The organism is Psychrobacillus sp. 05T411 (assembly GCF_056396485.1).
In genome coordinates this window covers 17329-30034 of the sequence record NZ_JBFTLO010000022.1, presented here as the reverse complement: position 1 = coordinate 30034, position 12706 = coordinate 17329, and the positions used below count along the sequence as shown (strand labels likewise).

The window sequence follows — 12706 nt, the reverse complement described above, 5'->3', positions numbered from 1 at the left end:
CAAAATAGACCTTCAAATTGTATGGTAATTTGAAGGTCTATTTTTGTTTATATAAAAGGATTTTGATAATTACTTTAGTAGAGTTTATAGTGCAATTTGTATATTAAAATGGGGGCTACAATAGCCAAATACACTACATTTTTACTTACAAATCGATATACAAAAAAATAGATGGTTAGGCTAAGTTAAACTTTCTATTGATTTCTCTGTGTATAAAAATAGACGGATAAATTCCGGCTAAATTGGGAAAAACCTATATTTCCTTAAAAATAAGGGGAGTTTTTCCGCTTATATTAACCAAACCCTTGGATTTTGTCTTATTTTGAGTAGTTAGTCGGAATTTCTCCGCTTATTTTCGCTTCTTAGGCTTCCTCAATATACATTAGCAGGAAATTCTCCGCCTATGAATTCTCATACTAGCCTTACAAATTGTCCCACATTTTGGTTTGCATTTTTCTGTGCAAATTGACGTTTTGCGAACGGTAACGGGACCCGTCACAACAACTGATTTCTCCTTTTTATTGAAAAAACAATGCAAACAATGGGCATATAAAAGCACCTATAATTGCGCTCAATGTCATCGAAACAGAGCCCATTGACAACGCCCGCTCTCCATATTCTGTGAGCTTTGAAACACCAAATCCATGCGAAGCACTTCCCATTGATATTCCTCTGCTAACTGACTTCTCAATGCGCGCTATTTTAAAAATAATTGGTCCGAATATCGCACCAGTTAAACCAGCGATAATAACAAAAACAGCAGTTAGCGATGGAAAACCTCCAATAGCACCACTAATCTGCATTGCCACAGGAGTCGTAATCGATTTTGGCAATAAAGACAAAATATAATCATTGCTTAAATTTAGTAGTTTAGCAAAAACGATAATACTTACTAGTCCAGAGAGCATCGCAACTACAACACTAGTTATAATAGAAAACATATTTTGTTTAATAATATTTCGTTGCGTATATAAGGGATAAGCCATACTAACTACTGCTGGTCCAAGCATTGCATCTATCCACTTCGCCCCACTCATATATGTATCATAAGAAAAAGAGAATGATTTCAATAAAACAACGATTAGAATAGTTGCCGTAAGTACTGGAAATAAAAGGGGAGTTGAAAATCTTTTGTTCAATTTTGTCATAAGCACAAAAATGAAGATTGTCCCGATAATCATACTAACTGCCATCACTGAACCTCCTCCCCTGATTTTCTATCCTCTAAATATTGGCACACCCTTCCGGTTATAATAATTGCAAGTACCGTACTTATCATTACCGAGGAAACAAGAAATATCCCATTTAAAGACAACAGCTCTGGATAATTCATTACCCCGACCGTTGAAGGAACAAAAAACAATGCAAATACACCTAATAAGAAGCCTGCTCCATCTTTAATAAAATCGACAGGGATAATTTTCAAGTATAAACAGCCTAGAAGTAACAATAACCCTACTATACTTCCTGGAAATTTAATATGTAGAATTTGTACGATAAAAGAACCTATTAAAGAAAATAGGTACAATATACAAATTTGAAGCACAATGCGAATATATTTTTTCATATAGTAGCTTTAAAAGACTATCCTTTTAAAGTACTCACCTCCAAAACTATTAATAGGAAATATTTTACGCCCGTTTACCAATCATGTCTAGGGTTACAGAAAGAGAACAAGACGCCACTTTGTACAAAACCGACTAAAATGCCGCTTTTTTAAGAATATTTCATCCCTTATTTTACCTAATTTACACAATGTATAAACTAATATAACCATTTTTCTGAATAAATTGACATAAAAACGGTTATCGTCCAATTTAGGCGATAACCATTGTGCTTACTGTTCCATTCCTTTTATTGTATGGGGATTTATAAAGTCATATCCATTAGCACGGAAACCTTCTACAATTCCCGTTAGAGCTTCTGCAGTCCATTTTCGATCATGCATCAATAAATTTGCCCCATCTGTTAAATATTCCGTGTTAATCATGATATCTGTTAAACTATTGGCGTTCATATAGTCTTTTTCCCAATCATACCCATATGTCCAATTCATCAAAAGCATTCTTTCACTTTCAACTAGTGATCTACTAAAATCAGTATTGATACCAAAAGGAGCGCGGAAAAATTTCGGCTTTTCACCAATAACAGCCTCTACTGTTTCATTTACCTTCATGATTTCTTCTCGTTGCTGTTCCTCAGAGATATCTTTTAAATTCGCATGTGTTTGTGTATGATTACCAATTGCAAAGCCCATGTCGTATATTTCTTTCAAATTCGCTTTTTCTTCATCTGTTTCAAGGAAATGTCCATTGACGAAAAAAATGGCTGGTGCATTTAATGCTTTCAACGTTTTCGCCATTTCAACAGCATATTTATCGGGAGCGTCGTCAATTGTTAGTAATACTACTTTTGGGTTAGCTTCTCCTATTGGTTGGAATGTCCAATTTGCTGTGTTTAATTCATAAAATAGTTGTTGTGGTTCTTCTATTGGTACTTCTACTGGTTCTTCCTCCACTACTTCCCCAGTTACCTCTACTTTTTCTTCACCAGTAACTTCGATTGTTTCTTCACTTTCTTTTTGTGCAGCAGGTTTTTCTTCTGAAACTCCACATGCTGAAAGTACAAGCATCAACACTGCAAGTAGTATCCATGTTGTTTTTTTCAATTTGATCACCCGTCCCTTTCAACCATTATTTTATCATGTAATAAAGAAAGCCGTGTAGAGTATTTCCACACGGCTTTTTGATTTCTAAGTTAAAGTGTACCGCCAGATCCACCATCAATATTAACAGCGGTACCTGTTACGTATGATGCTGCATCTGAAACTAAAAATGTAATCACATTTGCAGCTTCCATTGTTTCACCGATTCTTCCTAATGGGATAGAAGGTCCTGCAACGTCTTTGGAATATTCATCCCATGAAAGTTGCGGGGCAGCTTTTTTCCACATTTTCTCTATTTGGTCGCTACGTATAAGTCCAATGCAGACTGTATTTACACGAATATTATCTTTACCTAAATCTTTACTCATCGCTTTTGTTAGCGCCATACCGGCAGCTCTACTTACCGTTGTTGGTAAAGAAGATGCTGGCGGGGTTTTTCCAAGTACTGCTGTTACATTGACTATTGCACCTCCGCCTACTTCACGCATATAAGGAATGGCAGCTTTTGAAGTATGTATAGCACCGAACACTTTTAAATCTAAGTCTGTTTGCCATAATTCTGTATCAACTGATTCGAAAGGATTCGCAGATGATGTCCCAGCATTATTTACTAAAATATCTAACCTTCCATAACGCTCGATCGTTTCTTGAATAATTTTGATACATTCCTGCTCGTTTGTAATATTAGCAGACACTGTTAATACTTCTTTCCCTGTTTCGTTTTTTATAAACTGCGCAGCCTCTTCCAATTGTTCTTTTCCACGAGCGCAAATTGTAACAGATGCACCTTCTTGGACTAATTGTAAAGCCGTATGTAAGCCAATTCCTTTACTTGATCCAGTGATTATTGCAACTTTCCCTTTTAAGCCTAACTCCATTTTAATGCCCCCTACAATTATTATTTTTACTCTAATCCCTATTATAGAATCAATTTTCATATTTAGGGCAATATTATTACTTTATTTATGAAAATGGAAGAGAAGTGTATTACTCATTTTAATAGCAGCTTTTCTACATTGTTATTATCGTATTTGGGCTTCGCATTGATCAGATCATAAATAGATATAAATATCAATAGAGACAATAAGTGGTAATTCACTTTCTGTCCCTCTTTTTCGGTAATCTTATGATTGAGTCACTATTCATATTTTACTATAGGATTTGGCGGTATTTGAACGTGAGATTACATGTTAAGTTTTAGCTACAAGACCATTCAACTGTGTTACTGATCTAGAGCAATCCACTACACAAATCACCTTGGAAAGAGACACAACAAAAATTCTCTTTGCTGTTAATAATTCGCTCTTAGCATCCCGATTGTCGTATTGAATAGTGTTACATCTATTAATGGTTTTCAAATCAAATAACTAATTCCTTTGAAATAGACTACATGCGCTCAACTTCTTCTGGAGTAGGATTCATATTAGAGCTACTTATATTAGAATTCCTTTAGCACTGGTAATAGTCGACTATAAAGAGACTTTGCAAGAAGAACAATTTTATTTATTTCCTCAAACTCTATACCTGTTTCTACTCCCAATTTCCAAACTGTCAAAGGATTCTAAACACTTTCTTCCGATATATTCGAACCTACTCAAACAAGCGTTTCAAGTAGACGCCCCCCGGGAAGGTTCGTGGTGGTGATATTATGTATATTTGTACAAGGGAAGGTTGGCATATAAGTATTCGAATGACGAAGAATCTTGTCATTACCTCTCTTAATTGGGCAATTGGATAACAGGAGCCGACAGAAGGTCTTATATTCATTCAGATCAAGGGAGTTAATACAACATCTATTATCTCAAAACCTTAAGTAAACACGGAATAATAACAGGTATTGGTCGTAAAGTAAACTGTTCTGACAACACTTTTATCGAATTATTTCACAGTGTTATTAAGCGTGAACTGAGTTATCTTAAACCTATATCACACACAAGAAAGGAAGTCATTGATAAACATCACAAAGTAAATTGAATACTTTTTCATCAGAAACGTTGGAAGCTTCTTAACCTTATCGTAAATGAGTAGAGTGAAACCCTATTCGCTTATGATAAGGCTAGTAAGCGAAGCACGGTATAACTTAATCTGTAAAGATTTTAGAAAGCCTCAATATAATTTGTCCAATTTCTTGACAAAATATCAATTCTGCTAAAACGTATGAAAGATTCAGTCGCAATGAAGAATGTTAAGGTATCTTGATTGACCCTCCAAGATTGATTTAATGAAAACTCAAAGGTTTTACAGTATATTATTGGGAGTTAGATTCTTCTCCTTAACATCTTAATTATCAAATTAAACAAAGCAATCCCGTGAAAGCACGATTAAAGGTCTTTAATTACTCTAAATTCTCTATTAGGATTAGTAAATATTGAAAGGACCAAAAAATGATAGTTTACTTTTTATGCATCACTACCCTTAATCTCAGAGCTTTTCCTTCTATTTTTAATAAATGTTGAAATGAGCGGGTAGAACAATGTTAGAATGGCTAATAAAATTAAAATAAGTGATATCGGTCTTGTAATCAAAATACTTGGGTCCCCATTTGAAAGTAATAAAGAACGGCGAAGATTCGCCTCTAACATCGGTCCTAGTATTAACGCTAGTATAATTGGTGATGTCGGAAACTCATAACGATTCATAAAGTAACCAATTATTCCGGCTATTAACATAACCCAAACATCAAAAAAGTTATTTCCCACTGCATAGGAGCCAACAATACAGAGGATTAATATAATAGGAGTTAGAATCACTTTTGGTATTGTTAATATTTTTGTAAATAAACGAATTCCCAGAAACCCATAAAACAATATAAGAAGATTCGCAATAAGCATTCCTATAAATAAGGTGTAAACAATCTCTGCGTGATTTGTGAATAGCATTGGACCTGGTTGAATTCCTTGAACCATAAGAGCACCTAACATAACGGCAGTTACCGCATCACCAGGTATACCAAGTGTTAATAGTGGAATCATGGCACCGCCAGTACACGCATTATTTGCTGCTTCTGGGGCAGACACTCCCTCAGGGTTACCTTTTCCAAACTCTTCAGGTTTCTTAGAAAACCTTTTAGCCTCGCCATAAGAAACAAATGAAGCAATATCTCCTCCTGCGCCAGGAATAAAGCCAATAAATGTTCCAATTCCAGACGACCTTAAAATTACTGGGATTAAACCCTTAAATTCCCTCCACTTTAATTTAACCTTTTCAATCGCCTTGACTTCATTAGAACTTTTGAAAATATCTTCTATTGTTCTGAATGCTTCAGCTGCCGCAAAAAGTCCTATAAGTACTGGGATATAATTAACTCCGGCCATCAAATTAGTTGTCTCAAATGTAAAGCGAGGAAAACCTCCTATTGGGTCAATTCCAATCGTCGCGATTAATAGTCCTACAAATCCTGCCATCAACCCTTTAATAAGCGAACTCCCTGATATACTTGAAATGATAGCTAGACCGAATAATGCTAGTGCAAATGTCTCTGGTGCACTAAACTTCAATGCAAAGTTAGCAAGCTGAGGTGCTACTAATATCAGTATAATAACACTTATAACCCCTCCAATTGCTGACGAAATGGTTGAAATGGTCAACGCTTTATATGCAAGTCCTTGCTTCGTCATTTCGTAACCATCAAGTGCAGTAGCAGCCGAAGAAGGAGTTCCTGGCGTTCTTAATAGAATGGCAGTAATAGAACCTCCATAAATTGCTCCAAAGTAGACCCCTACTAGCAACAAAATTCCTGAAACCGGTTCCATCCCGAAGGTGATTGGTAATAATAAGGCAACGCCCATTGTTGCAGTAAGTCCAGGTAATGCCCCCAAAGTAATGCCAATTGCCATAGATAAAAATAGTATCAACAGGTACTCAAAATCCAGAATATTTGTAATTCCACCTAAGAATAACTCCATTTCCCCTCCCCCTTTACTGGAAAATTACACCTTTTGGAATAGGAACAGAAAGTGCTTTTTCAAAAACGAAAAATATAAATAGAACTACTCCAATAGGTAAGCCTATTAAGGTATAGATATTTTTTTCTCTGAAAATCTTTAGAAATACGAATACTATAATAGGTGTTATTAGAAAAAAACCTAAGAGAGGTATTAATGCTATTAGAATAGTAACTAGTAACATAGAAGTAAAAACTAATTTGAAGTTAGATTCTTTTTTTGTTTGTTCCTTAGATTTAAGGGATTTAATTAATAGTATGAGTGACAAGATTGCCAAACAACCTGCATATATTCTTGGTAAAAATGCGGGTCCAGTATCTTKAACAGTAATTTCTTCAAATTGATATGTCATAAGATAGAAAAAGACTGCTATACCAATAGCAATAAGACTACTAATCATATGTGCTACTTTCATTTAACGCCCTCCCCCTTTTAACAAGTATGAGAAGAGAAAACAAAGAACGTTTTTAGAGGTTCTTTGTTTTTCTTCTCTTTTAACTAGATTTGTAATAGAATCCAGTAATTATTTACTTATACCAAGTTCTTTTAATAATCCACCAAAATATTCATGATCTTTTGCAACCATTTCAGCATAATCTTCAGATCCTTTAGTAACAATTCCTAGTCCATTTTGTTCCATAAATTTAACAAACTCTTCATCCTCAGTTGCTTTCAAGAACGCTTCTTCTAAAATTTTAATCACTTCTGGCGGAGTATCTGCGGGAGCATCGATAGCCCTCCAAACACCAACCTCTACATCATAACCCACTTCTTGGAACGTAGGTACATCAGGCACAATTGACGATCTTTCACCAGCTAAAACAGCAAGTGTTTTTAACTTTCCTGCCTCAAGTTGTGGTAGTACTTCTGCCGGGCTAATTGTAACCGCTTCAATATGACCGCCTAATAGGGCTGTTTTTGCAGGAGCTGCCCCGTCAAAAGGTACAAAATTGAATTTTACTCCAGTTGCTTTTTCAATAGATGCGGCTGCAAGATGCCAAATTCCACCCTTTCCTGTTCCCCCTACTCGAATTTCGCCTGGGTGATCTTTTGCATAAGTGATAAATTCTTCAATCGTGTTATATGGGGCGTCGGCCGGCACAGTTAAAGTTGCAGAATCAAAATTGATTTGCGCTACCTGTGCATAATCCTTATAACTCAGCGGAGATAGTCCCATATGTGGCAAAAGAGCTATTTCATTAGCATTCATAATAATTGTGTACCCATCAGGCTTCGCTTTTGCTACTTCAGTCATACCTACTACAGCATTCCCACCGGTTTTATTAACAACACCAATCGATTGACCTAAATATTTTTCTGCTGCACTTGCTAATGCCCTTGCAGTTGCATCTGTACCACCGCCAGCTGCATAAGGTACAATTAGTGTAATCGACTTTTCCGGAAACTTAATTTCGCTTGCGCTTACCTTTTTGTCTTTTTCTTGGCTACTTGTTGTATTATTGCTACTACAAGCTGCCAAAAAAACAAGCATAATAGCTGTGATTAAAGAGAGAATAACTTTTCCCTTCATTTGACAGACCTCCTTCTAAATTAGAAATTTACTACTATGCTTTTATAAATACTGTCTTCGTAGCAGTATAAAATTCAATAGCGGCTTTTCCTTGCTCACGTGAATGAGAACTAGATTCCTTCATCCCGCCAAATGGTGCTTGTAGTTCTACTCCTGCTGTTTCAGCGTTTATTCTTACTAATCCTGCATCGATTTCTTTAATGAATGACAATGCTTTACCTATATCTTTTGTGAAAATAGCTGCACTTAACCCGTACTTTACATCATTCGCGATTTTCATTGCCTCTTCTAAGGTCTCAACCTTGATCAAAGCTAAAACAGGTCCAAAAATTTCTTCTTGGGCAATGGTCATTGAAGTAGTAACATTTTCAAACACTGTTGGTTCTACAAAGAATCCCTCACCTAGCTCACCTTTCTTTAATCTGTCTCCTCCAAACAAAAGACTTGCTCCTTCCTCCTTTCCTTTTTCTATATAATTAAGTACCGTATTAAACTGTTTTTCATTAGAACAAGGTCCCATCCAAGAACCTTCATCTGTTCCATCACCTAAAGTAATTTCTTTCACTTTAGTTAATAACTTTTCTTTGAAACTATCATATACCTCAGACATTACGATTACACGGCTTGTACATGTACATTTTTGGCCGGTCGATTTCAATCCTCCATTAATCGTTTGTTCAACAGCTAAATCAAGATCTGCGTCGTTTGCAACGATTACAGGATTTTTTCCTCCCATTTCTGTTTGAAACTTTGCACCTCGAGTTGCAGCACCTATAGCTACCCTTTTCCCTACTTCATTTGATCCGGTGAACGTAACTGCTTGAATTCCTGGATGATCGATGATCCCTTGACCGATTGAAGAGCCTGTTCCTGTTACTAGGTTTATAACGCCTTTGGGAATACCTGCCTGGGCTATACACTCTATTAGTTTAACGGCAGTTATGCTTGTTTCTTGGGCCGGCTTAAAAACAATCGCATTACCAGAAACAAGTGCTGGGGCAATTTTCCATGCTGCGATAGCGATCGGGAAATTCCAGGGTGTAATGACTCCTACGACACCTAATGGCACACGGGTCGTATACATTAATCCTTCGCTATCAGTGTGAGGAATAACATCACCAATTTTATTCATACCTTCACTTGCATAATATTTAAAAACTGAAATTGCACGCATAGTTTCGCCTTTACTTTCAGGTAAGGTTTTACCCATTTCTTTCGTCATGGTTAAGGCGATATCGTCAATATTTTTTTCTAGCAATTCAGCTACTTTATAAAGATACTGACCTCTTGCTATAAAACCTAAATTATTCCAATCTTTTTGAGCTGCTTGGGCAGCTTCTACTGCTTCATCTAAATCTTGTTTTGAAGATTTTTGTACAACCCCGACAATTTCTGAATTTCTTGCAGGGTTTTTAATCTCAATAATATTTTTACTTTTAGAAGCCTTCCATTCTCCAAAAATGTAATTATTGTAAGTTTTTATCTTGGTTTGAGTTTGCATTTAAGATTTCATCCTTTCTTTACTTGCTTACTTTGTTTTTGGTTTAATATTAAATAGTTATCGATGCACGTGTAACTTCACGATTTGCCGATTTTTCTAAAGCCTCTGCAATATTTTCAAAAGGAACCTCACAGTCTATCATCTTGTCAAAAGGATATTTATCTACGTATTTTGATAAAAATTGTAGAGACTTAAATAAATACCATGGCTTATAGCGTAAAATAGGTATTATTTTAATGGCCTTTCTTGTTAAAAGTCCTGGATCAAAATCTATATTTACACCAGGTGAAATATTCCCCATAGTTACATACCTTCCATTATTTCTAATAAAATGTATTCCTTGACCAAAGGCTGCCGGCACTCCCGATACCTCTAAACCAAGATCTGCTCCTTCCCCATTTGTTAATGAACGAATGGCTTCTCCAAGCTTTTCAATAGATTCATAATCATTAAAATTAAGAACATGGTCAGCCCCAAACTGTTTGGCAGTTTCTAATCTTCCATTAACTCCATCAATGACAATTACTTGTGCTCCTCGTTCCTTGGCAACGGCAGCAGCATTTAAACCTAGCCCACCTGCACCTTGAATAACAACATTCTCCCCGGTAGCTAACTCACCTTGATCAAGACCATAATAAACCTGAGATAGCGCACAGTTTGCACTTGCTGCAGCAACATCAGGAATGTTATCCGCCACTTTATAGAAGTACTGGTTAGGATGAATATAGTAATGGGAAGCAAAGGATCCGTGAAAATGCGGATATTCTTCTGCTCTTTTATTCCAATTATCAATGCCATTTTCACATGTGTTGAAATCTCCACGTAAGCATGCTTTACATTTTAAACAGGTTCTAAAATAACATGCAGCCACTCGGTCCCCAACTTTAATTTGCTGTCCTGCGAAATCCGTGGTCAACCCAGGTCCAATTTTTTCAATAATACCTACCATTTCGTGTCCTAGTATTCCTTGTTTTTTAGTAGGATGATTCCCTCTCCAAATGTGTAATTCAGAGCCGCAAACATTTGTCCGAAGTACTCTCACTAATAATGAATTGGCTGAAGCCTCTGGAATTTCAAACTTTCTAAATTCTAGCTTCATAGGTTCAACCATATTTGCGACTTTCCCAAAACTTGTTTTCTGGACCTCATTCTCTTTAGATACTAATGTACTCATAAGAAACCTCCCAAGTTTATGAACTTATTTATTCATAGATATTAGTCATACTAACTTTGTTACCGCTTACATTAATTAGAAATAAACTAGAGCCCTCCTCATATATTTTCTGTTGAATAAAATCAACTATATCACAATTTTTTGAATCCTCAATATGTTTAAAATGGAAAGTTTTGTCGATTAATATCACAATTAACTGAATTCTCAATATGCCAAAACAGAAGGTTTTGTCGATTAATATTAGAATTTTCATATCTAAACTTTCGCACCTAGAAAAAATGGATGCATTCAACTAGATTTATGGTTTTTTACATATTGACAGAGCATCTGCTTATGCAAGCAAAACAATTAATTTCAATGATGAAATTGCGAAGTTAGCTTATGCTTTCAGTGAAATATCCAAAACTTATTCCATGAAATAACGAAGTAGAAAAGCTTTTAAAGAATTACAAGTTCAGGCTGGTCCTTGCAATACGCTCACTTTAAAACAATTATCTGCCTAGGAATATGAGCGAAAATGAATTTTCCGTGATGTCACGACCAAGCTACCGCCTAAAAGTTACCTATGTTAGTGGTAAGCAATAAAAAAGTGTGACTCCTTATTACCACCCTTAACAGAGTAAAATCACTCTTTATATTACAAATTCGAAATTATCAATAATATCGACTGATATTAATAAACATCTCGTTGATAACGTCCTTGTTTCTGCATCCCCACTATATACGCTTCAGCTTCTTCGTGAGTCATCTTGCCTTCTTTTTCAAAAATATTAATAATAGTATCATGGACATCTTTAGCCATATATTGCTTATTTCCGCAAACGTAGAAGTAGGCACCGTTTTTCAGCCACTCAAACAATTCTTTACTATTCTCAAGCATTTTGTGCTGTACAAATACTAATCGTTCCGTATCATGAGAGAATGCTGTATCTAATTTTGTCAGTACCTTACCTTTTTGAAATTGCTCTATCCCATTTTTATAAAGGAAATCAGTCGCTACGTGTAGATTTCCAAAAAACAGCCACGATCTTCCTGTTGCCTTAGTTACAGCCCTTTCCTGTAGGAAGGAACGAAATGGTGCAATTCCTGTTCCCGGACCAACCATAATAATGTCTTTTTCTTTGGACTCCGGAAGACGAAAGTGCTTATTAGATTGGAAAAATACAGGAATAGAATCTCCTACTTGAATACGATCCGCAACTAAAACAGAACAAACTCCTTTTCGCGCGCGACCTTGATTTGTATAACGGATAGCTCCGATAGTGAGATGCACTTCTTCAGGATTCGCAGCAATACTGCTTGAAATAGAATAAAGACGTGGCGGCAGTTTCCTCAAAAGTGACACGATTTTCTCAGCGGAAGCGTTCCATGGACCGAAATCGCGCAACATATCAAGTAAATCGCGCCCGTAAGTATATTCTTTCAGTTGGTTTTCATTATCAACTAGTATAAGCTTTTGTAACGCGTCATTGTCAGTAAATTCCACGGCTTTTTGTAAAATGCTTTTTGTCAAAAGTGTAATTTCAAAGTGAATTGTGAGTGCTTCCCTCAGTGGAAGCGTATCACCTTCTTTATTTATCGTTACAGGTGTTTCTTCTGTCCACTCCATCTCCTTAAGAAGGGAAGCTACAAGTTCAGGATCATTTTGAGGAATAATGCCAAGGGCATCCCCTGGTACATAGGAAAGGCCGGAACTACTTAATGATAACTCCAAGTGTGTCGTTTCTTTACTGGATCCGGTTCCATTTAAATTAATCTTTTTGAGAACCTTCGCTGGAAATGGATTATTCCTTGAAAAAGCGGTTGTCGTCTTATTCACTGCACTAAGTTGCATAATTTTCACCTCGAAATGTTGTAATTGTTATACATAATCTTGGCGAATCTAAGATCA

10 protein-coding genes are annotated in these 12706 nt (G+C 36.1%); all 10 read right to left on the bottom strand.

Features of this window, described 5'->3' with window-relative positions:
* Positions 1 to 518: 518 nt before the first annotated feature.
* Positions 519 to 1193: an LrgB family protein gene (locus AC1DFT_RS15455; protein WP_478159627.1), complete on the bottom strand. Its 675-nt coding sequence runs from the start codon at positions 1191 to 1193 to the stop codon at positions 519 to 521.
* On the bottom strand, positions 1193 to 1567 hold the full coding sequence (locus AC1DFT_RS15450) for a CidA/LrgA family protein (RefSeq protein WP_478159626.1): 375 nt from the start codon (positions 1565 to 1567) through the stop codon (positions 1193 to 1195). The genes AC1DFT_RS15455 and AC1DFT_RS15450 overlap by 1 nt, the downstream gene beginning before the upstream one ends.
* Before the next feature lie 270 nt (positions 1568 to 1837).
* On the bottom strand, positions 1838 to 2668 hold the full coding sequence (locus tag AC1DFT_RS15445; protein WP_478159625.1) for a polysaccharide deacetylase family protein: 831 nt from the start codon (positions 2666 to 2668) through the stop codon (positions 1838 to 1840).
* Between the two features lie 89 nt (positions 2669 to 2757).
* On the bottom strand, positions 2758 to 3543 hold the full coding sequence (locus AC1DFT_RS15440) for an SDR family NAD(P)-dependent oxidoreductase (protein WP_478159624.1): 786 nt from the start codon (positions 3541 to 3543) through the stop codon (positions 2758 to 2760).
* Between the two features lie 1521 nt (positions 3544 to 5064).
* The gene (locus AC1DFT_RS15435) at positions 5065 to 6570 is read right to left on the bottom strand and encodes a tripartite tricarboxylate transporter permease (RefSeq protein ID WP_478159623.1); all 1506 of its coding nucleotides are present in this window, start codon (positions 6568 to 6570) and stop codon (positions 5065 to 5067) included.
* A gap of 13 nt (positions 6571 to 6583) precedes the next feature.
* A complete protein-coding gene (locus AC1DFT_RS15430) occupies positions 6584 to 7024 on the bottom strand; it encodes a tripartite tricarboxylate transporter TctB family protein (RefSeq protein ID WP_478159622.1) in 441 nt (146 codons plus the stop codon).
* Positions 7025 to 7132: 108 nt separating this feature from the next.
* Positions 7133 to 8140 (bottom strand): tripartite tricarboxylate transporter substrate binding protein, encoded by a 1008-nt coding sequence (locus AC1DFT_RS15425; RefSeq protein ID WP_478159621.1) that lies wholly within the window; start codon positions 8138 to 8140, stop codon positions 7133 to 7135.
* A 34-nt stretch (positions 8141 to 8174) separates the two neighbouring features.
* Positions 8175 to 9641 (bottom strand): alpha-ketoglutaric semialdehyde dehydrogenase GucD, encoded by a 1467-nt coding sequence (gucD, locus tag AC1DFT_RS15420; protein WP_478159620.1) that lies wholly within the window; start codon positions 9639 to 9641, stop codon positions 8175 to 8177.
* A 49-nt stretch (positions 9642 to 9690) separates the two neighbouring features.
* Complete coding sequence (locus AC1DFT_RS15415; RefSeq protein WP_478159619.1) at positions 9691 to 10815, bottom strand: zinc-binding dehydrogenase; 1125 nt, start codon at positions 10813 to 10815, stop codon at positions 9691 to 9693.
* Between the two features lie 673 nt (positions 10816 to 11488).
* Positions 11489 to 12649: a diflavin oxidoreductase gene (locus AC1DFT_RS15410; RefSeq protein ID WP_478159618.1), complete on the bottom strand. Its 1161-nt coding sequence runs from the start codon at positions 12647 to 12649 to the stop codon at positions 11489 to 11491.
* Between the last annotated feature and the right edge of the window lie 57 nt (positions 12650 to 12706).